This window comes from Halorubrum halodurans (assembly GCF_002252985.1).
In the GTDB taxonomy this organism is placed as follows: domain Archaea; phylum Halobacteriota; class Halobacteria; order Halobacteriales; family Haloferacaceae; genus Halorubrum; species Halorubrum halodurans.
In genome coordinates this window covers 1-23,757 of record NZ_NHPJ01000027.1, presented here as the reverse complement: position 1 = coordinate 23,757, position 23,757 = coordinate 1, and the positions used below count along the sequence as shown (strand labels likewise).

General features: G+C 60.0%; 29 protein-coding genes. 13 read left to right on the top strand and 16 right to left on the bottom strand.

All coding sequences use genetic code 11. The annotated features are described in order from the left end of the window. The first annotated feature begins 89 nt into the window (after window positions 1-89). Genes DJ70_RS02630 through DJ70_RS02605 form a run of 7 tightly spaced genes read left to right on the top strand, consistent with a single transcriptional unit; the run spans window position 90 to window position 3,573 of the window. Window positions 90-494 carry a hypothetical protein gene (locus DJ70_RS02630; RefSeq protein WP_094529870.1) on the top strand — a complete coding sequence of 135 codons (405 nt, stop codon included), beginning with the start codon at window positions 90-92 and terminating at the stop codon, window positions 492-494. Further along, on the top strand, window positions 491-769 hold the full coding sequence (locus DJ70_RS02625) for a hypothetical protein (RefSeq protein ID WP_094529868.1): 279 nt from the start codon (window positions 491-493) through the stop codon (window positions 767-769). Before DJ70_RS02630 ends, DJ70_RS02625 begins: the two co-directional genes overlap by 4 nt. Continuing rightward, the gene (locus DJ70_RS17145; RefSeq protein WP_179233929.1) at window positions 766-918 is read left to right on the top strand and encodes a hypothetical protein; all 153 of its coding nucleotides are present in this window, start codon (window positions 766-768) and stop codon (window positions 916-918) included. Before DJ70_RS02625 ends, DJ70_RS17145 begins: the two co-directional genes overlap by 4 nt. Next, window positions 915-1,574, top strand: a complete 660-nt coding sequence (locus DJ70_RS02620) for a zinc ribbon domain-containing protein (protein ID WP_094529866.1) — start codon at window positions 915-917, stop codon at window positions 1,572-1,574. Before DJ70_RS17145 ends, DJ70_RS02620 begins: the two co-directional genes overlap by 4 nt. Then, complete coding sequence (locus DJ70_RS02615) at window positions 1,571-2,056, top strand: hypothetical protein (RefSeq protein WP_094529864.1); 486 nt, start codon at window positions 1,571-1,573, stop codon at window positions 2,054-2,056. The genes DJ70_RS02620 and DJ70_RS02615 overlap by 4 nt, the downstream gene beginning before the upstream one ends. Further along, on the top strand, window positions 2,049-3,251 hold the full coding sequence (locus DJ70_RS02610; protein ID WP_094529862.1) for a tyrosine-type recombinase/integrase: 1,203 nt from the start codon (window positions 2,049-2,051) through the stop codon (window positions 3,249-3,251). Before DJ70_RS02615 ends, DJ70_RS02610 begins: the two co-directional genes overlap by 8 nt. Beyond that, window positions 3,217-3,573: a hypothetical protein gene (locus DJ70_RS02605; protein ID WP_143420905.1), complete on the top strand. Its 357-nt coding sequence runs from the start codon at window positions 3,217-3,219 to the stop codon at window positions 3,571-3,573. Before DJ70_RS02610 ends, DJ70_RS02605 begins: the two co-directional genes overlap by 35 nt. Before the next feature lie 273 nt (window positions 3,574-3,846). Here DJ70_RS02605 and DJ70_RS16605 read toward each other — a convergent pair whose 3' ends face one another. Continuing rightward, window positions 3,847-4,092, bottom strand: coding sequence for a hypothetical protein (locus DJ70_RS16605; protein WP_143420904.1), 246 nt, complete (start codon window positions 4,090-4,092; stop codon window positions 3,847-3,849). Window positions 4,093-4,097: 5 nt separating this feature from the next. After that, window positions 4,098-4,691, bottom strand: a complete 594-nt coding sequence (locus DJ70_RS02600) for a hypothetical protein (RefSeq protein WP_094529859.1) — start codon at window positions 4,689-4,691, stop codon at window positions 4,098-4,100. A gap of 344 nt (window positions 4,692-5,035) precedes the next feature. Between DJ70_RS02600 and DJ70_RS16600 the strand changes: the two genes are divergently transcribed. Next, window positions 5,036-5,455: a hypothetical protein gene (locus DJ70_RS16600; RefSeq protein ID WP_143420903.1), complete on the top strand. Its 420-nt coding sequence runs from the start codon at window positions 5,036-5,038 to the stop codon at window positions 5,453-5,455. Window positions 5,456-5,568: 113 nt separating this feature from the next. Here the strand turns inward: DJ70_RS16600 and DJ70_RS02595 are convergent, their stop codons facing one another. The 4 genes from DJ70_RS02595 to DJ70_RS02580 form a co-directional block, all read right to left on the bottom strand. Next, entirely contained in the window at window positions 5,569-9,039 is a 3,471-nt protein-coding gene (locus DJ70_RS02595) for a BREX-1 system adenine-specific DNA-methyltransferase PglX (protein ID WP_245810651.1), read from the bottom strand. A gap of 184 nt (window positions 9,040-9,223) precedes the next feature. Further along, window positions 9,224-9,772 carry a hypothetical protein gene (locus DJ70_RS02590; RefSeq protein ID WP_094529855.1) on the bottom strand — a complete coding sequence of 183 codons (549 nt, stop codon included), beginning with the start codon at window positions 9,770-9,772 and terminating at the stop codon, window positions 9,224-9,226. A gap of 24 nt (window positions 9,773-9,796) precedes the next feature. Next, entirely contained in the window at window positions 9,797-10,294 is a 498-nt protein-coding gene (locus tag DJ70_RS02585; protein ID WP_094529853.1) for a metal-dependent hydrolase, read from the bottom strand. A 108-nt stretch (window positions 10,295-10,402) separates the two neighbouring features. Continuing rightward, on the bottom strand, window positions 10,403-12,070 hold the full coding sequence (locus tag DJ70_RS02580; RefSeq protein WP_094529851.1) for a hypothetical protein: 1,668 nt from the start codon (window positions 12,068-12,070) through the stop codon (window positions 10,403-10,405). Window positions 12,071-12,450: 380 nt separating this feature from the next. Here DJ70_RS02580 and DJ70_RS02575 point away from each other — a divergent pair, with 380 nt between their 5' ends. Beyond that, a complete protein-coding gene (locus tag DJ70_RS02575; RefSeq protein ID WP_143420902.1) occupies window positions 12,451-13,554 on the top strand; it encodes a hypothetical protein in 1,104 nt (367 codons plus the stop codon). A 93-nt stretch (window positions 13,555-13,647) separates the two neighbouring features. Beyond that, entirely contained in the window at window positions 13,648-13,995 is a 348-nt protein-coding gene (locus DJ70_RS02570) for a hypothetical protein (protein WP_094529847.1), read from the top strand. 404 nt (window positions 13,996-14,399) lie between these two features. Here DJ70_RS02570 and DJ70_RS02565 read toward each other — a convergent pair whose 3' ends face one another. The 3 genes from DJ70_RS02565 to DJ70_RS02555 form a co-directional block, all read right to left on the bottom strand. Then, a complete protein-coding gene (locus DJ70_RS02565) occupies window positions 14,400-14,786 on the bottom strand; it encodes an FxLYD domain-containing protein (RefSeq protein WP_143420901.1) in 387 nt (128 codons plus the stop codon). Between the two features lie 115 nt (window positions 14,787-14,901). Continuing rightward, window positions 14,902-16,185: a hypothetical protein gene (locus tag DJ70_RS02560; RefSeq protein WP_143420900.1), complete on the bottom strand. Its 1,284-nt coding sequence runs from the start codon at window positions 16,183-16,185 to the stop codon at window positions 14,902-14,904. Between the two features lie 118 nt (window positions 16,186-16,303). Beyond that, window positions 16,304-16,912, bottom strand: coding sequence for a hypothetical protein (locus tag DJ70_RS02555; RefSeq protein WP_094529841.1), 609 nt, complete (start codon window positions 16,910-16,912; stop codon window positions 16,304-16,306). Window positions 16,913-17,195: 283 nt separating this feature from the next. Here DJ70_RS02555 and DJ70_RS02550 point away from each other — a divergent pair, with 283 nt between their 5' ends. Beyond that, window positions 17,196-18,626, top strand: coding sequence for a hypothetical protein (locus DJ70_RS02550; protein WP_094529839.1), 1,431 nt, complete (start codon window positions 17,196-17,198; stop codon window positions 18,624-18,626). 351 nt (window positions 18,627-18,977) lie between these two features. Here the strand turns inward: DJ70_RS02550 and DJ70_RS17690 are convergent, their stop codons facing one another. Together DJ70_RS17690 and DJ70_RS02540 are read right to left on the bottom strand one after the other, a co-directional pair. Then, window positions 18,978-19,115, bottom strand: a complete 138-nt coding sequence (locus tag DJ70_RS17690) for a hypothetical protein (protein WP_245810649.1) — start codon at window positions 19,113-19,115, stop codon at window positions 18,978-18,980. Further along, window positions 19,108-19,434, bottom strand: coding sequence for a hypothetical protein (locus DJ70_RS02540; protein ID WP_094529837.1), 327 nt, complete (start codon window positions 19,432-19,434; stop codon window positions 19,108-19,110). Before DJ70_RS02540 ends, DJ70_RS17690 begins: the two co-directional genes overlap by 8 nt. 98 nt (window positions 19,435-19,532) lie before the next feature. Between DJ70_RS02540 and DJ70_RS02535 the strand changes: the two genes are divergently transcribed. Beyond that, a complete protein-coding gene (locus tag DJ70_RS02535) occupies window positions 19,533-21,581 on the top strand; it encodes a minichromosome maintenance protein MCM (RefSeq protein WP_094529835.1) in 2,049 nt (682 codons plus the stop codon). A 24-nt stretch (window positions 21,582-21,605) separates the two neighbouring features. On the opposite strand, the gene DJ70_RS02530 is transcribed toward DJ70_RS02535, so the two are convergent. From DJ70_RS02530 to DJ70_RS02510, 5 genes are read right to left on the bottom strand one after another with little or no spacing between them, the layout of a single operon-like run. Then, the gene (locus DJ70_RS02530; RefSeq protein ID WP_143420899.1) at window positions 21,606-21,890 is read right to left on the bottom strand and encodes a hypothetical protein; all 285 of its coding nucleotides are present in this window, start codon (window positions 21,888-21,890) and stop codon (window positions 21,606-21,608) included. Next, on the bottom strand, window positions 21,887-22,390 hold the full coding sequence (locus DJ70_RS16590; RefSeq protein WP_143420898.1) for a hypothetical protein: 504 nt from the start codon (window positions 22,388-22,390) through the stop codon (window positions 21,887-21,889). Before DJ70_RS16590 ends, DJ70_RS02530 begins: the two co-directional genes overlap by 4 nt. After that, window positions 22,387-22,623, bottom strand: coding sequence for a hypothetical protein (locus DJ70_RS02520; protein WP_094529829.1), 237 nt, complete (start codon window positions 22,621-22,623; stop codon window positions 22,387-22,389). Before DJ70_RS02520 ends, DJ70_RS16590 begins: the two co-directional genes overlap by 4 nt. After that, the gene (locus DJ70_RS02515) at window positions 22,620-22,862 is read right to left on the bottom strand and encodes a hypothetical protein (RefSeq protein WP_094529827.1); all 243 of its coding nucleotides are present in this window, start codon (window positions 22,860-22,862) and stop codon (window positions 22,620-22,622) included. The genes DJ70_RS02520 and DJ70_RS02515 overlap by 4 nt, the downstream gene beginning before the upstream one ends. After that, window positions 22,859-23,149 (bottom strand): hypothetical protein, encoded by a 291-nt coding sequence (locus DJ70_RS02510; RefSeq protein WP_245810648.1) that lies wholly within the window; start codon window positions 23,147-23,149, stop codon window positions 22,859-22,861. The genes DJ70_RS02515 and DJ70_RS02510 overlap by 4 nt, the downstream gene beginning before the upstream one ends. Window positions 23,150-23,341: 192 nt before the next feature. Here DJ70_RS02510 and DJ70_RS02505 point away from each other — a divergent pair. After that, window positions 23,342-23,757: hypothetical protein (locus DJ70_RS02505; RefSeq protein WP_143420897.1), on the top strand; the 416-nt coding region annotated here is incomplete at its 3' end.

Sequence of the window (23,757 nt, the reverse complement as noted above, 5' to 3'; positions counted from 1 at the left end):
CAAGTAACAGAGACAGCCCGGCTCCTCGGGGCGTGGAAACGCCCGCGGTGTAGGGGCCGCGAGCCGGGCTGTCTTGCGAGACTGAGCCCATGTCAGCAAACTCAACGACGACGCAAAACGGTACCGCACCGGACTTCCGCGATACGGAAGGCCCCCGGGAGATCACTCACACACAGATAGACGCGCTGAATTACCCGTCAGTTACAGCTGGTGACGACGAGGTCGTCTGCTACGCGGTCGCCCGCGTCAACGGTGTGATCGATTACAACGACGACGCACTCGGCTTTGCGACCGGTGCGACGGTCCTCTATATGGATCCGGCCGGGCGGGTCGCCTTCGAACGCCGCTACTACGTCGATGAGGACGAGTGGGCCCCGATCGACGCGGTCGACACGGCTGCCGAGGACGCTCACCCAGAACCGACGGCGGCGATGATGGCGAACTTCGCGCACGTGCTCGAACAGTACGACGCCGTTGTTGAGGTCTGCCGATGACGCAGGGAGACGACGCGCGGACGGTCTCGCCGAAGCACGTCGACGCGACCCTCCGCGATGGTCGCGTGTCGATCAGCGGGGAGACACGGGCCGCAAGCCTCACCGCTCGTCCCACGAGCCACACGCCGCTCAGTGAGGACGGTGTCGCCGCCCGACTCCACCTCTCGGATGGTGACGATCTCGACGTCGAGGTCTCACTCAAGCCAGCGGACGTCGCCGCGATCCGGGCAGCGCTCGAGGGCGTCGGTTCCGCAGAGGTGTTCGAAGGCCCATGACTGATAGCGACAGTCTCGACGAGAAGATGGAACGGCTGGCCGAAGAGCGCGACCTGTTCGAGCAGATCGTCGACGAAGACGGGCCGTTCGCACCCGAGGCGGAGAAGGTGCTCGCGGCGATCGATGCGTGGGAGCGTGATGAGCTATGAGCTCCGAGCGTCGCTCTGCGCCGTCACTCGGCGTCGGCCCATACGAACGGACCTATGTGGGGATCGACGTCGGTGAAAAGACACTCGCGGCCGTTGCGCCGGCCGGAACTCCCGGTGAAGCGGTGGAAGTCGGTGCCGAGGGCAGGATTCGCGGCTACTGGAACCACCTCCGGAAGACGACGCAGCTGCTCAGCGAGACGCCTGGTGTCCCGGCGAACGCAGAGGCGGCCGTCCTCGCCAGCGAGTGGCGACGGATGCGCGAACACCTGGAAGAGGTCATCGACGATGTCCTGGACGTAGTCGAACAGCACCCCCATCCAATCCTCGTCCGCGAGGAGTTCAACTCCTCCCCGACGGCCGCTTGGTGCCATCGTCACAGCCGGGAACTCGGGGGGTGGCTGATCCCGACGCTCATCGAAGCGATCGACCAGGAAGCAGCTGCCCGTGGCGTCGACGTCGTCGGCGTCGAACCCGACTGGTCCTCTCAGGTGTGCCACCGGTGTCTGGAACGCGGCCGCCTCGAGCGCGAGACCTTCCGCTGTCAGAACGAGTCGTGTGGCGTTGACTACCTCGACCGAGATGTGAACGCCGCTCTCGTACTCGCAGACCGGGGGCGCTACGGTCATCGTCGCCGGTTCCGTGAGGTGAATAGATGAGCTCGCCCGCGGGCACCGCCGGCGAAGATGGAGAACGCGCTGAACACAACGATGACGAGCCCGGTGATGACGAGACGGTCGACGTAGACCTCCAGCGCTGCGAGGTCTGCGGCGCCGAGAAGCCGGCTGATCTGGTCGACCACACGACGATCGAGACGATCGCTCCGATGGAAGCCGACATCTGCGAGAGCTGCCAGCACGTCCACAACCACCAGCTCGACGAAGACGTCTGTATGAAGTGCGGCTCCGAGACAGACGGGGCGGGCTTCTACCTCGAACTGGAGTACCCGCTCGGCGCTGAGGACCTCCCGGCGAAGCGGGCTGGGAGCCTCTGTGGCGAGTGCGCCGACTGGATCGGGACCGACATCGCTTACAGGGCGCTCGACGCCGACGAGGAGGCCACCCAGGAGCTCGTCCGGCTCCTCGACAAGCACCACGACGCACAGTCTACTGACCAGCCCGATTCTGAGGACGATGACTGATAGAGACGACGCCATCGAACGGCTCCGAGAGAAGCTCGAGAACGGCGCCCGCGGCGGAAGCGACGCCGACCGGGCGGTGCTGCTGGACTTCAGCGACGAGCTGTATCTCATCCCCAGCGAGGTGGGAGGTCACCGGCACGAGAAGCTCCTCCGTCACAATGTCCGGATGTCCGAACACGCCGGCGACCTCGCCACCGCCCTCGACGAGCGTGAGGCCGCCGAGGAGATCGTCCGCTGGATCCACCAGACGTACGATAACCCCGAGACCAACAAGGACTACCGGGTCGCGTTGAAGCAGCTCGGGCGCCGCGTCAGTGACGAGAACGGCGACGAGCCGCCGTCGTCCATGGAGTGGATCCCGTCGGGGACGTCGAACACCCACGACCCGACGCCGAACCCGTCTGATATGCTCCGCTGGGAAGACGACATCCTCCCGATGGTCGACGAGACGACCAACTACCGCGACGCCGCGGTGATCGCCGTCGGCTGGGACGCCGGGCTGCGCTCTGGTGAGCTCCGATCGCTCACGCTCGGTGATGTCACCGACCACAAGCACGGCTACCAGATCACCGTCCAAGGGAAGCAGGGTCAGCGGTCGATCGTCCTCGTCCCGAGCGTTCCGTTCCTCCAGCGCTGGCTCGGCGAGCACCCGGGGGACAGCCGGGACGACCCGCTCTGGAGCCACGTGGACCGCCCCGATGAGCTATCATATCAGGCGTTGCGGTACGGCATCCGAGAGGCGGCACGTAGGGCCGGCGTCGAGAAGCCAGTCAGCTTCACGAACCTCCGGAAATCCTCGGCGTCACACCTCGCCCGGCGCGGGATGAGTCAGGCCCACCTTGAGGACCATCACGGCTGGGTCCGTGGGAGTGACATCGCGTCGCGGTACATCGCGACGTTCGCGGACGACACGAACCGCGAGGTCGCCCGCCTCCACGGCGTTGACATCGACGAGGAGGACGAGCCCGAACCCACAGCACCGGTCGAGTGTCCCCGGTGTCACCAGTCAACGCCGCGGGAGAAGGAGCAGTGTATCCACTGCCAGCAGCCGCTCACGAAGGTTGCGGCGATGGAGAACCGAGAGACCTGTGAGTGGTGTGGCGAGCCGATCGAGAGCTATCCCGACCACCTCCCGAACTGCTCGGTGGTGGATGTCGGAGATGGCGGCGTCGATCTGGGTGAAGCCGGTGACTAAACCCGACTCTAACCGGTGGGAGCGCGTCGGTCGTGACCTCGCCGCTCAAGAGAGTGGTCGCCGGCGAGCCGACGTCGAAGAGGAGTTCCACTCGCTAGAGCGCGCGCTCCGCGAGGGCGACGACGTCGACGCCGATGACATCGAGGACGCGCGGCACGCACTGAACGCGCTCCGGCGTCTCCTCGAGGACCAACTCGCACCCCTCGCCGGCGTCGAACCGTGGGGGTCGTCACCGCCGTCGATGCCGTACGGTGCCGTTCACGAACACTACCACAGCGGCGACTGCGACGCCTCCAAATCGGCGGCACCAGGAGACGACTAACTGAGCGCTCCCGATGATTTCCGGCGTGGCGACCGGGCTGGGGCAAGCCGTTTCGCAGTCAAATTAGGGTTAGTCGCGCACGTACTGTACCACCGCGTAAATGAACACCCCAATGGCGACAAGGATGATTTCTGGACCGAACGCACTGATGAACGCGTCGATGAGCAGGTTCATGCTCCGATCGCAGAGGCGCGCGAAAACAGCATAAAAACCCACGCGCCGGTGGTCGACTCGAGTGTGGTCTGAAGCGCAGGACCCCGTGCGTGATGGGGACTACTGGGTGAGAAGCGCGATAAGACCTAGACCTGCGATGACGCCAAGACCAACACCCGCGCCTGTCGCAGCGGCGCGACGTGCCTCAGGGTCGTTGTGTATCTCGTCAGCTAACGCAGCTCCGACGCGTTTACCCGCCTCTTGGCTGAACTCTCGGGCGAGAGTATCCAGAGGGTCACTCTGGAACTGTGCTTCGTTGTTCGTCTGTACCGTCGGGACCTTCTGTGGTGATTCTGTTTCAGTCATTGGTTTTAGATGTCTTCAGTTGCGTCTTCGGTTCCACTAAACAACGACCCACTATCGGGAGAGGTATCGTTTTCGTCAGTCAAGTTGTCGGACTCTGTCTGTGGGTTACCACTAGTCGAAACCTCCCGTGTTGTTGTTCGCTCAGCAGTCGTCGATTCGTTGAATAGACCTCTAGCGATCTCGGCCGCTGGAGTCTCTTGATCACGGAGTCCCTCCGTCTTGATCACAACTCGAGCGAGGAGACGATCCATCTCATTGGGCGGTTCACCGTTTCGGGATTTCTCGAGGAGGTGTTCGATGATCTGCTGGTGTTCGGCTAACATCCGCTGCTGAGTCATCTCCCTGATAATCTCCACAGCTTCATCGACCATGTCGGCCTCGTCGAGTGCGGTGAGAACACCAACGGCCGTAGCCCGTGTTTTCTCGACGCGTTCGCGTTTTTCCTCGGATACCCCATCGAGTTGGTCAAGATCGATATCCACATTCTGTTCGACTAGGTCGTCTAGGAAAGCGTCCCACGAAGGCGCACCGTACTCCTCCTTGACGGGTTCGAGCCGGTCCTTCACCTCATTTGAGACGCCGATCGTTGTATCTGCCATCTGTGATTACTATTTGTAGGTATAACTCCCTGAACCTTGGCGTGTGAGTATACCATACGTCAGTATATTCGGTCCAGCCGTCAACTCTGAAAAGGACTCCACGCTTGATTCAGACTCCTAAGACGAATATAGGCTATTCAGACTAACATTACTCTTCGAGGGTGCCACAGAACTATTCGCAAGGACTTGATTTCATCTGGGATTCGGTGAACCACTCATCAGAACTAGCCTGCTTATTGAACCCGGTCATAGAGTACCTGCTCGTTTTGGGTACTATCTATATGCCTAATTTCCCGCGACCTTCTCGATCAAAAGCTTATACGACCAGCGAGTCAGCATGGTATATGAACTCACGGTTAGAATCGTTCCTTCTCGGGAAGTCGTTGAACCTATCGCTTCGGTATCTCGGTTACTCGGTCATTCTCATGGCCTTGTTCTTCGGTCAACTCTATCTTGTTGGAAATTCCGGTATGGGAAACTCATTTCTTGGAGTCACGGTATCAGCGATTATTCTGGCAGGGATACACACATATCACAACGACGGAATACTCGTGAGTATCGCCATCGCCGTGATCGTCATAAGCGGCTCTGCCCTGTATAGTGTCATCTCGCTTAATAACCCTCAACCTGACTATGGACTTTTAACCGGAGTGGGGGGAGCAATGTTGTATGGCGTCCCAATAGGGATTGTATCATCTACTGTTGCGTTTGCTTTACGGCGATTTGGCCCGAGCCAATCAGGTGTCGTATCTGAGGAAAAATAGAAATATAACGACTCCTCCGCCCAGTAAACTCTGGGAACCGTTCCGGAGGTCTCCTGTACTGAGCGATCCACAGGTCAGTCAACGAGGTGTGAGAAGAGTTCTATGACGCCCCCTTACTCTTCAGCAACGATTGGGGTGTAGGTGAGGTCTTCATCGCCACCTCCTGCTCGAGCACTCCCTTCACCGAGGTCGGTGAGGTAGTTCTGTGTGAACGCGACCTGTTCGTCTGTCAGGTCATACAACTCACCCATCAACACATCGACGTCGTCGACGATCGGACGGAGTGCCGTCATCCGGAAGCTCGATCCACTAAACCCATCTTTCATTCGGGACCAAAGCGTGTCTGCGAGTTCGATAATCTCGGCTTCGTATTCTTCTAGCACAGATTCATCAGGCCATGGGAACGCCGAGAGTTGCGTCCAATTGTGGTGATGCTGATTGCCGTACGTCATCCAGTAGACGTAGTATAGCGAGGAGTTCAGCACTAAGAACGCCGTCTTCTGCTCCAACTCCGAATCAAAGAACACCGGCTCAACTTCACGTGCCTCGTATAGCTCTTCCATCATCGGGTTGATCCAGTATCCCGCTCCCTCGCGCCGCCATACCGGGTACTCATCCTCTCCGGTTGGGTCCTGTTCGTACTTGTCCTCGAAGATGGTGTGCGAATAGTCTTTCAGCTGTAGCAAGATACTTCTCTTCATGTTACCGCCAATCTTCGGGAGCAGCGGGCCACCAGAACCGTCACCACCGATTCGGTCTCGGAGGATCAAGCCATCAACCGGGCTATATTCAAGATTCTCGAAGCGGTGCTGTCTGTTGTCTCGGTTGAACACGGTGAAATCGCTCGTGTGGATGGTCCCTGGTGTCTCTGTGTTCTTCTGTCCCGAGAGAAGCGCAACACGGACCAGGGCGTTCTCGAAGACACCGACCCGTCCCCACATTCCGAAACAGGCCACACGCGCAGGGGCGAGCGTGGACCGGAGCAGATCGTGGAATTCCTCAAGCGACGACTGATAGATCAGCCGGAGCGTCGTGACGTTCCCGAAGTAGCCATGCTCGGCTGTCAGTTGCAGCTGTCGTTCGACGAACGGCGCTGAGACATCGTTGACTGACCCGGTGAGGTACGGTGCGGTGAACATCTCCTCATTCTGGTTGAGGATGTCGCCATAGGGCGGGTTGCCGATGACAATATCAAACTCGATCTCGGGGTGCATCCCGTTGGCTTCTTCGAGCGGGAGCAGCTCGGGGAACTCGATATCCCAGTGTAACGGCTTCCCCGTGATGTGATCGAGGTCGTACCGTGTCGGCTGCCGCTCGACGACGTCGAAGACGAATCCGGCGTCGAGGAGCCGGCGGAGGTCGTCGGCGATGTCTTGGTGTTCCGCGAGCTCACCACGTGCGCCACCGGCTTCTTGGATGCGCTCCCCGACATCAAGTGTCGCGCTCTTGTTCGTGTCCCGCCACTCTTGCCACTCGAACCCGGCCTCAGCAAGCTGTTCCTTGTCCTCTTCAGAGAGTGCGATCGTGTCGCCGTCTTCATCCCACCGCTGAGCTTTCACAGACTGTATGATCGGGTGGAACTCTCCATCCGGAATCGACGCAACGAGGGCATCGAACTCTTCAACGCCGGTCACCTCCGACTCAAACGTGTGAGTTAGGTTTCGGAGGAACTTCTCATCACGGTCCCTACGAATCCGCTGTTCGAGTTCCATCACCTCCTGGCGCGTGCCCTCGTTCTCGAACTTGTAGGCACGCCGCTTTTTGGCGAGTGTTGGGAGCCGCTCGTCGATAGCTCCGAACTGTGTCTGTACATCTCCTCTGACCGGGAAGCCAACGAGGGAGTTTCCGGCGACGATATTCACATCGATGTTGGGGAGCCGTCCGAACTCTTCGTTCCAACTGTTCCCCTCGATGATCTTCAGCCAGATGCGAAGCTTCGCGATCTCGACGGCGACGTCGTCTACGTCGACGCCGTAGATGGCGTGGAGTGCGAGCTCCTGCTTCGCGTCGTATCGTTCCTGAGGTGACGGCTCTTCACCGCCGTTGAGCCCACGCAGGAGCGAGAGTTGTACCTGGTGGAGTTCTTCCATTGCCGTTGTCAGGAAGTGCCCAGAGCCGCACGCTGGGTCGAGGATGGTTAGGTCTGTGAGTCGGTCGAGGATGTCCTCTAGCGCACTTGGGTTCGCACCGTACATCGCTGCGCCGTCTTCGACGTGCCGCAGGATCTCACTGAGTTCGGTCTGTTCGATCTGAGTGCGGACGTACTCCTCGGCGTCGTCGTCAGAGTGCTCGACGAACGCCTCGGCGAAGAGGTCCTTCACCTTCGGATCAACCGTCTGCTCGGAGAGGTGGCGCGTCACGTCGTTGGGTGTGTAGTACGCGCCGATCTCTTTCTGGCGCCCTTCCTCACCGCCGATGTGGTTGATCGTCTTCTCGAACACGCTCCCGAGGATCGCCGGATCGAAGTTCTGTCCGCTCATCTCCAACCGGTGCCCCTCGATGAGGTCTTCGATGACGGTGGGGAGTGTCCGATCCACGAGGTTGTACTGCGACTCGTTCGGGACGTTCTCACGGAAGAGGCCGCCGTTCAGGTACGGTACATCTGCGTACCGGCCAGTTCGAAGTTTGGGACGACGGTCGCCTTCATCCGTGTTGAATAGGTCGTAGAACAGCGGCTTGATGTACGCCTCGTAGAGCGTTCCGGGGATCGACTCGGCATTATCCTCGTAGTCTCGAACCAGTGTCCGCAGGAAGCCGTCTGGGAGGACGTCACGCGTTTCGAGGAACTTGATGAACAGCAGGCGGTTCATCAGTGTGACAGCGAACAGGTCCTGGTCTTCCTCGGTCGCCTTTGGTGGAGCCTGGATGTCATCACGGAGGCACGTGTCGTACTCGTGTTCGTCGCTCTCGCCGAACAGCAGCTCGATGTACAGCTCGTAGAACTCCTCGACATCCGCGGTCCGGGTGTCGCGGAATTCTTTTGGAGCGGTCTGGGTCAGAAGCGTGTGTAGGCCCTCCGGGTTGAACACCGAGATGAACGTCTCCAGCGTCTCCTCGACATCGACATCACCCACACTGCCAGACCCCAAGTGACCGAGGTCACGAGCGATGGCGTTGATGACTGGTCGGAGGTTCACGCGCTCGACTTCACTGAATTCGAGGAAGTCGCCCCCATGTTCGGCACGGTAGACTACCCACTCGAATCCATCAGTGGCGATCCCGTAGTCCGGCCAGGCCTTGTTTGAGAGATAGTCGCCGACCAGCTCCTGTTCGGCGCGGTCGAGCTTGTTCGGAGACTTGTTCTCCCCGATGACAACGAACTCACCGCCGCGCTCAACGAGGCGGAAGTCAGGGGCCTCCCGTTGAGTCGTGCCGGCAGCTGACCGCTGGCTGGCGGGACGGCCGGGTTCACGGTTGAGTCCGACAGCCTCGAGCAATGGCCAGATGAGATTCCCTTCCGTCCACTCCTCAGGCTGATTGCTCAACGCGTCGATCGTGAGTTTTTCCTCGCCGGCGAGGACCCGTTCGACCAAGTGAGAGTCGGAAACGGTAGTTCCGAGGCTGTCTACGAAGTCTTCAAGCACCTCTCGCAGTCGTACTGTCTGAGTAGAATCGGGCGACATAGGAGTACTAAATTAATCGGATGTCTCTGTGGTCACACTCCCCCCAAGTTTACTTTCCGGTCGCTAGGAGTGTACTGCTTCTGAAGACAAGAGGGATGCGGACAGACCCAACGAGTCCATCAAAGTTGGTCGTCGGTGCTCGTCGTCACACTGACTGAGGGGCGCGCTTCTCCAGGAGCTCGTCGAGAGAGCGAAGGTGTTCCTGGAGCGCGTCGTGGTACTCGGCGTGTGCGTCGTGGACGTCCTCCAGGAGCTCGGCGTGATGGTCGAACGGACGCCCCGGCGGACGCTCCGGGAGATACGGCTCGGTGTTCGGGTGCGCGCGGCGATCGTCGGCGTCGGCCTTCGCGAACGCGCGCCGGTATCGGAGCTCCGCCTCTTTCACCGGGTCGCCCGACCGCCGGCTCAACGTATAGCCGATGTCGTAACAGTCGCGACACGCGAACCGCTCGCGACGTGGTGGAAGGTACAGCTTCCCGACGCGCTCGGAACACGCCGGACACCGAAACCACGGCCGGACGCCGCCGAAGTGACACGCCGCATACTCCAGCCGGACCGGGTACTCATGCTCGGTCGTCTCGCCCGTCCGCGTCGACGTCGACGTGTAGATGAGTTGGAACCGCGCCGCTCGCGTCTCGTCGACATCGTCGGTTATGTGGTGTCCAGCGCTCGTCGCCCTGGCCGGCGCCAGCATCGATCCGCTGAGGGTCGTGAGTTCTTAGGCCGCGAGTGCATTCCCAGCGACGAAGGCAACACCAGCGAGCACACCTCCAGCGACGAGGAGAGCGTAGTTGGCAATCGGGTTGGCTGCCCGCGTGACGTCAAGCGTGTACTTGTCGTTGTGGAGTGGTTTGAACGGCCGAATTCCCATCGGTGTCAACGCATCTGCGAGGAGGTGGGCACCGATCATGATGGCGCCAACGAGGGCGCCGAATACGGCGAGCAGTGCGCCGGCTGTGGCCCCACTAGAACTCACACCGACGACGAGGCCGGCAACAGCGAAAACGGACGCAACGAGCATCACGAACCAAATGGTGTGCGTTGGCCCCCGGTGACGAACGAACGGTACGCGCTGGTCCCAGTCGGGGACCATCGAGCCACCTACGACAACCGCGCCGCCAAGTATCGCGATCTCACCGGCGCCGAGGGCGGTGAGGATGAACCCGAGCGGCGAATACACGGCGAGCGACGCGCCATAGTGCCCCGGGCGGTGCATACGCTTCGGTAGAGCTCCTCGACAGGTAAACGCTGGTGTCATAACAGGGGCTTTTCGGACAATTCTCACGCTAGAAAGAGGACGATTCAGTAGTTGTGAAGCAATGGCTTACCCCAGTGCTTCAACTGCATCCTCCGGGTCGGGGAACACTCGGTCGAACAGCCATACCGCGTAGATAACCCCGAAAACTAGAGGAATCCACGCTGTCACCTCCCCTGACGCCAATTCCTGGAACGTCCCATCCATGTGCCACGAGCCGAGGAGCACCGTGAGAAGAAGCCCAAGAACCAGCCCGATCCCCGCCCGCCGTCGGATACTCATATTGGGGTAGTGTACCAACTCCGGATGCATCGCCATCCCGCGGTGTTTGACCCTTCCCCACGTCGAGGCTGTGTGGCCAGCAGCGATGCCCACGTAGCTCGTGAGGTAGGCGACGGCACCGGCGGGGAACAACGCTTTCGCATCTTCCCAGCCCTCCAGTGTGGCCTGTCTGATGGTCTCGACGAGGTCAAACGCCGCGTCACCATCGATATCGCCGATGTCGATGCTACCAATCTCGTCGGCAGGCTCGAGGTCAGCGACCGGGATAGATAGCTTGGAGCGGGCAAACTGTTCGAACGTGTCGAACCAACTGCCATAGCGGGGGTCGTTGTACGACGTGCTCGGGATTCGGGCAGACTGCGACCCCTGCGCCGAGGCTGCGAAGTCGTTATCTCGACGGAACTCTGCGTAGGCTGTCGTGTACTCAGTATACCAGAAGTTCCGGAAGTGCCTCGGAGTGGGCTTCTCACCGTTACGGAGTGTCTCGTCGACGCGGTCGCCGATCGCTTCGACAGTATCCCGAACCCACTGGGTCGACCGCGCGCCGTCGTCGGAACTCTTGGACGGGAACAGCGCCGTGTCGTTACCTGGCGCGGTCTCGACGAGTCGCACCCACTGCTCGATGAAGTCTTGGCACAGGATGATGGGGACGAGATTGGGGCCATTCTTCCGGTCATCCGTGAACTCGACGTACGGGCGCTCTCCGTCGAAGTAGATGTCCTGAATCGCTGCTGGGTCACAGAAGTCAGCTGGCCGCCATCCCATCACGGCCAGACAGATCATCACCATCTGCTCGGTCCGTGTCTCGCAGGCGTCGAAGTACGCCTTCACGAGCGATGTCGAGGGCGCAATCGTGACAGGTGTCGAATCTCCACCCCAGCTGGAATCTCTGACTAAGGGTGTTAGGGGATCATGGTCGATGACGTTTTTGTCTTCCATCCGCGCGAGGAGGTCCCGCAGGGTCGTCACGTAGTTGTACCGGCTCTGACCACTTTCGAACTCACTTCTGAATCCGCCCATCAACTGTTCCGCGCGATTGAAGCAGACCTCACGCTCGCCGCGCCCCAGTTCGAAGATGTCGCTTGTTCCGATCGTCTCCTTGGAGATCTCCATCGAGCGCCGGAGGTGGGTCCGCGCTGACGAGAGGCTTGTCCCGTTGAGCCGTTCGCCGACATCGTCCTCGTACTCAAGCCAGCCTTCGACACGCCGGACCGTTTCGGGGTTGCTACACGGGTAGTCTTTTCTCGGCTGCTCGAACCCACACTCCTCGAGGAGCCACTCATCAGGGCGGGTGTCGAGTTCCCGGACACGTTGGAGGAAGTATCCAAAGCCGTTCTCCCGCAACCACTTGTGGGTCGGCTTCTCGTTCGTGTCGTATCCCTGCTCTGCTCGCTTTTTCTTCACCTCGTCAACAAATTCATTCCGGAGATACTCCAGAGTCCATTTCCGCGACATGATCAATACTGCCCACCCGAGGGTGATATTCGTTACTGGGGTGTCTCTTGTTAGGCGGTCCAAACTGACTACAAATCTTGATCATCGTTGTTTGAGATTCCAAAGCTCAAAACCGCAGGACGTGAGTCAGGGCTTGTGTGGACAGCAACACCTCAGAGAGTGTTTGGAAGCGGAACAAATCGCACGACACAGCAGCCATCTAGTGGTGAAATGAACTATTGTGCGTTGGCTGTCGGAAGTTGAACAACCAACACACAAGTCAGACACCTAGGGGAGACAGTGGGTGATTTTTTAGGTATAGTTGTGTAGATAGAGTTGTGTCAAATAGCCGTATTGAGGCAGCAATACACGCCTTAGACGGTAAGCGGCTTGAACGCCTGATGAGCGATATCCTCAAGCGGGAGGGGTACGAAGTCGATCCGACCGGGACGAGCGGACCTGACGGCGGACGAGAAGCGATCTTCACTGATGGTGATAGAACTGGAATTCTCCACTGCTCGGTTCAGAAAGACGACTGGGTGGAGAAAGCACACGACGACGCTAGGAAAGCAGTAGAGAACTTTGATCAGGAGTTCGATCTATTCACCTTCGTCACGACACAGGACCCAGCGGGTGTGATGCGAGATCGGGTCGAGGAGGAGCTCGCCTCGGAGTGGAATATACAGACGAAGGTGTGGGACTACGAACGGATTCGCAACGAGCTGGTCGGTGATTCGGAAAACCACGACCTGATCCGGGAGCACCTCAGTGTAGACCCTAACCGCCCGTTTGTGGACGTCGAGACAGAGGTTGACAGCCTCTATGAGGACCTGATCGAGCGTGTGAAGCGCCAGAAAGCCCCAGACGGTACAACCATTCAGGACGGAGCACGAGTGGTTGCTCATGTGATTCCACAGGAGGCGATTGACGATCATCACGCTCGGTATGTAGAGGACCTACCACAGCCGCCCATTTTCAGTAAGGGTGACGTGGGTACTACAGACCGACCAAAGCTGAAGATCACCAACGCCAATCGACGGCGAGTCGGGAACGAGGAGCGCGATCGCTATACTGTAATCCACCGAGACGGATGGACTGAAGGTGTGTTCGGCAGCCTCTACCCTACGAGCAGCGAAGGCGGAGGCGTGATTCGGGAATCGGTCGACCAGTTCTTGTTGAAATTTGTCGACACCAGCCTCAATGCGTTTGAGGAAGCAGAAATCTATCCACCCTACTACGTTTACGTAGCAGTCCTCGATGCAGAGGACTACACAATCGACTACCCGAACAATATGAGGGGCCCCACTCGGGAGCGAACGTTCGGGGAAAGCGAAGTTCGTTTGAATCGAGTCCGGATCGATAGTATTGACACTGACGTGCCTGAAGCAATGCGGAAGTCACTGGATCAGTTGTGGCGCTACTGTGGTTGGGACGGATCCATACATTATGAACGTCATGACGAGGGGAAAACCGATGAGTTCGAGTTCTCTTTTAGGGGTCTGTAGTTAGGAGAATGAATGGCAATCGTAGTGGTCGGTGGAGCGCCCTATTCTTACCAAACACTAATGACTCTGTAGTTCTAATTGTTAGGTAAGACAATGAGCGCTGAACATCCCACGCCGCCGGCCGACCTCCCCGCGTACGTCACGGATCCCATCGAGCGCCAGAGACCCGACGCTCTCGAATCGATCCGAGACTACGTCGACGAGCTGCTCGCCTACCACCGCGCTCTCGAAGCCCAAGACCTGGAGGGCGACGACCTCGCCGGCGACGACGAGGAGGTCGTGGACGTCGAGGAGGACGGAGACGGGGCCATCGTGGTCAAGAGGGTACCCTGCGGGAAGGACTGTGACGGCTGTCCGCACGGTCCCTACAAATACGCAGTCAAGCGTGAGGGTGACAGTCTCAACTGGGAGTACCTCGGGAAGGCCGATGGTGAGGCGTGAGAACTATCTCGACAACTCGCGCTGCTTACCACATATTGTACACCGATCAACGCCCTCGTACGGGAAGGGTGTGAACGAGTGATCACAGTCCTCGGGGTCGGTAGTCTCCTGGAGATAGCTACAATCGGCTATTAGAGGAGAACAGTCGTGCTCTATACATTTTTCACACAGCTCGCCACTTGTCTTAGAAATGTGGTTACGATGGCAACACGAGCAGACTGAGATAATATCACCAGGCTGGCGACGGGGAGAACCACATTCCGGGCACCACTTCCCTCCGCGCTCAGAGGTGCTATCAACCAGTTCCGTCTCGCAAGTCGCGCACAACGGTTCAGTCATTAGACCCCTTGGGTTCCGTCATGTGTCTACTGAGCATTCCTTAGCTGGCGCGACCATCGGTACCATCACCGGACATCAACGACGATCTCGTACTCACTGACTCGCTCGGGATCGTCGCCGGCGTACTCGACGATGAACTCTGCCGACTGGTCGCTCGCGACGTCGGTGATTAGGTCGTAGCTGTCGCGGATGATCGTGTTGTCCTCGTCGATGAAGTTGACGCTCACCTGAAGATCGGCCCGCTCCCCTCGCGTGTGAGAGGCGGTTCCCACGACGGCCCACGGCTGCGTCGACTCGCCGACGTATTCGAAGGCATGGTCTGCGAGCTCGCCATCTGAGTCGGACTGGTCCTCGAGGAACTCGCTGTCGACGTCGAGCTGCGGGATGTCATCACTGGCACCCTCTTCGTCTCCAGATGCCTCGCTGCTCTCCTCGCCTACAGACACGCTCATACACCCTGAGAGCCCTGCGAGCGCTGCTGTTCCGAGGTAGAGACACGAGCGTCTATTCATCAAGTGAAATGTCGTCTGCCGGGGTTAAATATAATCGGCGGCGAGGTGTTCCGTGTCACCGCCCCTGTGTGAGATCTCTCCGAAGGTTCTCGAGATCCTGCTCTACGGCTTCAATCCGGTCCGTGAGCTCGCCCTTGACCTCTCGCATCGCGCTGTCGAATTCTCTCTCGACCTCGCTGACGAGGCGGTCGGTATTGAGGTCGATTCTGATCTGTGGGCTGACATCCGCATCGACGTTGTTCTCGACGCTGGCGGACGCTGGTCTCCTCGTGCTGGCACTCCCGCTGTAGGAGTTCCGGTCGGGCGAAGAGTCGAGGGCAGTCCTAGCTACCGGACCAGCGACGTCTGCGAGGGACCCTTCACCACTGCCGCCGGCAAGCATCATCCGCGTGCCGCCGATCCCGCCGAGCCCATCGACGAGTCCCGCCAGCTTGCGGTCGATGAACCCCCGCTCGTCTGGGTCTTTCCGCTGGGCTTCAGCAGCGCGATCGCCGAGAAGGAACCCCGGAGCTGGGAGTCCGAACCCACGAGACCCGGCAGCGGCACCTGAACCGCCCTGAAGGATCTTACTTCCACTACCCTTCAGCAACTCTCGTCCAAGAAGCCCCCCACCGATAGCACCACCTCCTACGAGCGCCCCACCGAGGAGGTCCTCGCCGGAGATCTCTGGTAGACCAAAGTCAACCTGAATCGGATCCGGCTCCTCAACGGGAATGGGATCGGGGTCCTCAACTGGCATGGTCTGGGGGTCTTCGACTGGCATCGGGTCGGGGTCGCTGACCGGCATTGGATCTGGATCGCTGACCGGCATCGGGTCTGGGTCACTTACTGGGACCGGAGCGGGATCTTCGACTGGAACAGGGTCCGGCTCTGCGATACCGAGCGGCAGCCAATCGGGACGGTTGATCTCAGGCGGCAACCATCCGGGCTGCTTCAGCTCCGGCAGCGACGGCCACGAGAAGTTCGAGAGGACGTTGGAGAGGGCGCTCGCACCGAGCGCAATCCCGCCAAGGGCGAGTCCACCGCCCATGCTGCCGAGACGGGATGCTCGGTCGAAGTTGCCGTCCTCCATCGAATCCTTCAGGTCCTCGAGCAGTTCATTCCGCCGCTCGTTCAGATCGATGTGTTCGCCCCACTGCTTCCCGCCCCCTGCCGACGAGGGCGAACCAGACATCATGGCGCCGGATGTCGATGGGGAGCGGTTACTCGGCATCGCCCCGCTGCTGGCTGTACTGACCTCGACCGTCCCCAGCGCATTTTCGACGGTTTTTCTGGATGATCTGAGGCTTCTCTCGCTGACCTCGACGTCTAACGTTACTGAAGTTGAAAAATCTGACATGATTACTCACCTGCGAACGGACTCTCTCGTTTCTGAATCACCGGGAGGGCATTCAGGAAGTTCTCGATGTCCGACCACGCGTACTCGTCGATCTCTGAGGGGGCGTGGCCGTAGCGCATCAGGAGTGCTTTGGCGAAGGCGTACTGGGCGGTGCGGTCTCCTCCCGCTTCTCCGCGACCCGCTTCGCGAACCCGTTTCCCTCGACCTCCGGCGTCGTGAGCTCGTCGCCACGCTGCTCGATCCAGTAGACGAACTGTGGGGCGAGTTTGGTAGCAACCGCCTTGTACTTCTCTTCGATGTTGCTGTTGCGGATGTCATCGTCGATGAACGGTGCCTCGATGATCGCCCCAGTGGCGAAAATAGTTCGCCGCATCTGCTCGCCGCGCGCGTTCTCGGTCGGCCCCTGAAACTCGTCGACTCGCTTGGTCATGTAGTCAGACACCAGTCCGTACTCGGCGGCGTTGAGCGCGCCCAGCGTCACCTCGTCGATGGGATCGACGTCATCCTCGTTGTCTGGGTCGAGCGCCCACTCGACGCCGACAAGCATCTGCTCGAGGCGCTGCGCCTCTTCGCGTCGCTCCTGCCGCCTGAACTTCCCGGTGGGGGTCTCGCCCTCGGCCTGCTCAGCTCTGATGTCCTCGGCCTCTTGGTCAGCGAGTTTGTCGAGCTCTTCATTGAGCCGTCGCTTCTCTTCCTCTAGGTCGAACGTCTTGGTAGTTCGTGGCATGGTAGTTACTGAACTCGGTCGCAATCGTCTGGTGCTTCTCCTGCTGGGTGGGTCGGTTCTTGAGCGGGCGTGCCAAGCTGCTCTCGAAGGGCCGCGACCGACTCTGTAGCCGCGGTGAAATCGGCTTCCGCGTTCTGGTACACGGCGACGACCGCATCGACGGTGTCGCCGTCGTTTGCCGGTGCTCGTGCCGGCGCTTGATCGGTTGGACGCGGGGTGCCACCCATGTTGATAAGGTACGTTCGCAGGCACTTTTATACATCTGAAAATGAACATTTACACCATGGAGAACGAGACCTCCAACAGTGAGTACAAGCGGCCACCGTCGTACGCACTAAGCGGACGACAGCGTGCCTACCTGTCCAGCGGCGAGACAGGAAGTTATCGAGAGAGCAAGCTTGAGGGTGACGTCCAGAAGAAGGTCGACAACCTCGGTCACCGGATCGACCACCTGCTCACGGACATCAGCCTCCTCTACCAGAACGGCTATCTTGGCGAAGAGCACTGGCAGGATGCGTGGCTCTCGCTTGTCGGGTTCGATCAGTGGGAGCATACGCCGGACAGCACCTTCCGCCTCGTCGATGGATTCGCGGATACCGAGGACGAACCGACTCCGCGCGACGTCGCTGACGCGTTCACGCTCGGCTCTAACCCGTCTCGGGCGGACCGGCCGACCACCGCGCCGGCCGAGCTCGCACGCGACGTAGGGAGCGCGCTCTACCGCCTGACGATCATCCCCGAGAGCGGCCTTGACAGAGAGCGGGTCCTTCAAGAGATGGCGTGGGGGCTCGTGAAGGGGTTCTACATGGAGAACCGCCCGATTCGAGAGGTTCACAACAACGAGCCCGAAGACACGCCGATGGCCGAACTGTTGGAGTACTTCGACAAGCGTCGGGATCTCGACATCGAGTACAACAACGACAGCCGCGAGTTCTGGGCCAACATGGCTGAGGGCAAAGAGAAGTGGGAGAGAACGGAGCGCGAGATCCGAGAGCGCATCCGGGACATCCTCCGTGCCGAGGGCCTCCCAGTATCGAACTCACTCGAACGACACCGGTCCGATGGCGCTGTCGAGGCGATCTCGGCATGGGACGTGTACCTCCTCCTCGTGGATCGGCTCGTCGACGACGTCGAGCCGCGGGAGGATTCGCTGATAACGGGCGACAATCTGGGCTCAGCCGGCCAGATGGCCCTGTTCAAGCAGGAGTACGGGCCAGCGGACGAGGTTGACGTCGCTGAACTCGTGACGCGAGAGGATGTTCTGGGAGTCGTTTCCGAGTATAACCTGCTCACGAAGGCGAAGCTGGAACCGGTCGTCGTCGACCACGCCGAGCAGCTTGAGGACACGGTCTGGAAGACCATCGACGCGACGGACATCACCGACCTCCTGAGAGAGTCAGAGACCGCCCTCAGCTCGTCGGAGGTCGCGAAAGAGCTGAAGACCGAGTCCCACACCGGTACGGTCACGAAGCTCTGTAACGACCTCGCGGGCCGGGAGTTCGATCCCGCACTCCTCGAAGACAACGCCGGTGGCTGGGAGTTCACCCAGTACGGACGTCTCGTTGCGAAGAGTGCGAACCGGCCGACTGGATCGCCTCGCATCGGTAGCGTCGCTGGGCCGGACGGCAACACCAAAGGGAGGGTGAAGGTGATCGCTTCTGTCGGTGAAACCCTCGGTATCGAAGGGTGGGAGTTCGACGAAGGTCACCACTGACATCTATTACAGACCGCCTCGAGCGGCGGGAACCCCCGACCGTGGAAGTAGTTGGGGTCGACACGTACCCTTTCCGAGGCCAGATATGGCCGCGTTGGAGTCCAGAAACGGTACAAAGACATCGTCGGAGAGATTTAACCAACAATAGTGGGCTGTCGCGGGCAAGTGTTGGTTAACCATCGTACGGCTGGCGCGATCTCCAGCGCCGACGCAGGGTACTGCTCCTTGGAGCTACTCTTCGACGTCCTCGAGGAGCGAGCGGACAATGCGGACGGTTGCCTCGACGCTGGGTTCCGCACCGAACTCGCCGGCCTCGGCTCGCTCCAAGAACTCGCGCAGCTCGTCGACGTCCTAGTCCTCGTCGAGCTCCAGCTCCAAGCCGCCGCTCTCAACCGCGTCGGCGAGGTCGCCGGCCGGGTCGATGTGCCGTGGGTCGCTGTCCGGGACACCGGCGTCGACAGCGCCGTCGCCGCGATCGTCGTCAGTCACCGTCAGCCCTCTCCGGCTCTCGCTCCATCTCGGGGTGGTGGTCGAACCATACGTCGCTCTGGTAGCCCATCTTCTTGCCGTCGAACCGCACCCTCGCGCCGGGCATCTCCCCGGTATCGGGCTTCTCGCGGACATCGTCGATCCACCGGGCGATGTCCTGCCGGTCGCCAGCGTCGAGCTCGGCGGGCGCCACGTCGCCGAGCTGCGCGACAACGTCCACACCGGGGTCGGGATGGAACTCGACGAACTGTTGGAGTCGGCCTGCTTCCACGGCGAGCCGGTTCGCGATCTTCTCCGCGACGGGGACAGCTGTGGACATACGCGCTCGTCGGCGGGTGTCGCACTTAGTCCCGACGCGGGTGGTAAAACTATTGACAGTCACATAGGTTTCATTACATCACTTCCTCTGTTAACCTCATGAGCAACCAAGACCTCACAGAGCGATTCATCCAGTTCTATCGCAATTACTATCGAGAGGAGATTGGCGAACTCGCGCAGCGATACCCAAACGACCAGCGATCGCTATACGTCGACTACGACGATCTTTTTCACTTCGATCACGACCTCGCTCAGGATTTCCAGAATAAGCCAGACCAGATACGAGAGTACGCGGAGGAGGCGTTACGATTGTACGATCTGCCGGCCGACGTGTCCCTCGGTCGAGCCCACGTCCGGGTCAAGGGGCTACCCGAGAACGTCGAGATCGGTGAGATTCGTGTCCACGATGACCTTGTCGGGAGTTTGATTTCTTTTTGTGGGGTAGTCCGGAAAGCGACCGACGTTCGACCGCGGATCACCGAAGCCGCTTTTACGTGCCAACGCTGTGGGACGATGACGTACATCCCCCAGAGTGGTGGCGATTATCAGGACCCTCACGAGTGTCAGGGATGTGAGCGGCAGGGGCCGTTCAAACTCAATACTGACCAGTCGGAAATGATCGACTCCCAAGAGCTTCGTATTCAAGCGACACCTTCGGGTGCCGGGACCGGCGAAACACCCCAGTCGATCGACGTTGACCTAGTCGACGACGTATGTGGTCAGGTCACACCAGGTGACCACGTAACCGTAGTCGGTATTCTCCGAGCTGAGCAGCTGGAAGATGGAAGCCGCAAAACACCCTTATTCGACCTGTACGTGGATGGGATCTCGATAACCCACACCGATGAGTTAGCGACCGAGCTGACAGACGAGGACCGCCGAGAGATCACCGAGGTCGGTAACAAAGAGGACGTGTATCGAATGTTTGTGGATTCGATTGCTCCCTCGATTCGCGGTTTAGAGACAGAGAAGTTGGCCGTTCTTCTTCAACTCTTCAGCGGGGTACCGAAAGAGATCGATGGGGGAGAGTCGATCCGTGGGCAACTCCATGTCCTATTCACAGGTGACCCAGCAGTAGGAATCAGTCGTATTCTCCGATCGGCGGCAAATCTCTCACCTCGGTCAACGTACAGTAACGGGGCAGAAACGTCGAAAGCGGGGTTAACTGCGGCCGCCGCCCGAACCGGCGGAACTGATGGACCGTGGGAACTCAAAGCAGGAGCACTACCAATCGCCGACCGTGGTCTTGCTGCGATTGACAACCTCTCCAAGGCCGATGGTGACGTGATGGGTGCGCTGCCGGAGCCAATGGAGCAACAGCAAATCACGATCTCAAAAGCATCGATCCACGAGTCAATCGATACTCGCGTTGGGATCCTCGCCGGCGCAGCTCCGAAAGACGGTCGGTTTGACCGGTATGAACCGCTTGGGAAGCAGCTACCAATTGACTCTCAGCTGTTGAGTCTGTTTGATCTCGTTTTTACGGTCATGGATACCCCACAGCCTGAAGCTGACACAGAGATAGCAGAGCACATCTTGGGGGTCAACCGGGCGGGGGAACAACGGCAGGCTGGCGAAGATCCGGAGCCTCCGGAGTCAGCTGGCGCACCACTTGATTCCGAATTCATTCGGAAATACATCGCCTATGCGCGGGAGATTCAGCCGGTGTTGACTCCCGAGGCGGAAGAGTATATCACAGAGTTCTACGTCGATCTTCGATCAAAAGGAGCCGATGAGGACGCTCCCGTGCCCGTCAGCGCTCGAAAACTAGAGGCAATAGTACGGCTCTCCGAGGCGAGCGCTCGGATTCGACTCTCGGACACCGTCAAGCTCGCAGACGCCGAGCGGGCGGTCGATCTCGTTGAGGCCTCTATCAAGGACATTGGTGTTGACCCGGATACAGGACAATTCGATGCCGAAGTGACTGAGACGGGTTCTGCCGAGACGCAACGCGAGCGGATCAAGAACGTCAAGGGGCTTATCGCAGACATCGAGAAGGAGTATGAGAAAGGAGCCCCGATTGATGAAGTCCTAGACCGCTCTGGGGTGGTCGGCATGAACCCCGCGAAGGTTGAATCGGAGATAGAGAAGCTTCGGACAAAAGGAGAAGTGTATGAACAGGCAAAAGGCTACCTTCGAACCACATAGCTAGTCCGTCACACCGGTGGGGCCTCACCGGCTAGGAGGCTTACACAGGAGGTCCATAAACTCGCTGAAGGCCTCGGAATCCGTGACGTCGCGATCGTTGTCGTCCAGTGCCTCGTTCAGCTCCTCGATCGAGGTGTCGAAGCGTTCTAGTTCGCTTTCAGAAAGCTGTTCACGGGCATCAGCGACCATGTTGAACCACATCTCCTCCTCGTCATCTGTGAGTTCACGCACCGGATCCTCCGCCCCCGGATTCCGCTTTTCAATCGCCTCTAGGGCGCGTTCAAGCTCACGCCTAGATGGGCGTGTCATGGGGCGAGTGTCACCTCCACACCGCCCTCCTCTCCGGCGAAAAGGTTGTAGGTCGCACCCACAAGCAGTTCCGCTGCCTCTTCCTCGTGGCCGTCATCGACGAGATCGGCGAGCGTCTCGCCGTCTTCAGTCTCAGGATCACGGTGGGCTGCGACGTGAACAGGCCCCATAGAGAACGAATCACGAGAATCCCAGTACTTCTGCTGAGAGGTAGCATCGAGGAGCAGCTGGCAGACCTCTTCGTCCCGGTCGGCCCCGATACCGTACTGCTTACGGACGAGCTCGAGGTAATTCAGGGTCGCCTCTGGCTCCGTCTCGTTCTCGACCTCGTCCGCGTTGTGCCAAGAGATCCGGAGCAGGTTACGGGCGAGACCGTAGACGAAGTCGACGACGTCCTCAGAGCAGTGCTCCTCGATCTCGGTGGTCGTTTCCCGCTCAGAGGTCTGGATGTCGAGCTCTTCGAGAGCACGTTCGAGTTCGCGTTGTGAGCGACGGGTCATGATTGTGCTCCAGTGAAGTCGGCCAGGAGTTCGATGTCTTCAGGGTCAGCATCGTCAGGGAGATCGTCATTCGATGCGTCGAAGTCGGTCCCGTCGTCATCGGATCGGCCGACAACGTTGCCGTCGCCGTCGGTCCACCAGATCATGTCTGCCGGGAGAAGACCTCCCTCGCTCTCCTGGTCGTCGAGTTCTTCGAGAGACCGTTCGATTTCGCGCTTGGACCGGCGGGTCATGGTGGACTGGCCTCCGTATCCTCACTCGGCTCCCATGGCGTTTCGACGACGTGGTCTCGACAGATGATGTCCGGGTCCACCTCACCCTTATCGAGCGGCTCGCCGGAAAGATCGGGCTCCGCGTACCACTCACCAGTTTCGGCGTCCTCGGACACGACGGTGACGTCGTCGTCATCGATGCTCTCAGCGCTGAGATCCTCGATGGCGCGCTCGATCTCACGCTTGGACGGTCGCGTCATGCTCCCTCCGTGAGTCCGGTCTCTTCCTCGAGGCGCTCCACCTTCTCGGCGAGCTCGGCGAGGTCGCGGTCGTTCTGGACCTGGCGGCGCACGTTGACGGCGTACGAGAGCGCTCGGATCCACTTGATCCGGACCTTCTCGTTGTCGGCGTCGTAGACGCGTCCGCTCTCGACCTTCCGACGTGCTTCTTCGATGGCTGCGTCGAGTGTGTCGAGCATCTGGTCGTACTCGTGCTGTACATCTTCGCTGTCGGTTCCCGTCGCGCCCGCGCTCGCGTTATCGCTCACGACGCGGACACCCCGGGGATCTGTGTCTGAATTGCCTTCATAAGCCTCTAAGTCGGTTGTCTTCAGCAGGTCGCGGTGTTCTTACACCCGCCTTGTAGACGGGTTAGGTGCGGCTGGTTGGCTGGTGATCGGAGCCTGTGCGAGCTCTGGCCCAGCGACGAGGTCGGAGCAGCTCGGACCGGGAGCAACACCATGGTCATCGCGGTACTCCTCGCGCTCTCTGACCGCCCACAGCGCTGGGAGAACGTGGTCGAGGTAGGGCCGCGGCGTCGAGAGTTCGCGAAGGTCGGGCGGATCGGTGACGCCGGTGTACGGCCAGCCCGGCGCGTCGACGGGATCACCTGGACCGTGATGGTCACGACCGACGCGGAGCGCCTTCGCAGCGACGTGGACCGAGGGCGACGTCTCCGGATCGCTGACGAGTCCGGGCCACACATCGGTGTAGCGCTCAGCGTCAGCGCCGTCGATGCCGTCGAAGGAGAGGGCGAGGCGGTAGCCCCGCTCGGTCTCCGTGACGAGTTCGACCTCCACGAGGTCGGCGAGGTGGTCCCGGCGCGATCGGCTAGAGACGTCGGCCCGCTCGTCGAGCTCAGAGGCGGTGAGCGGGC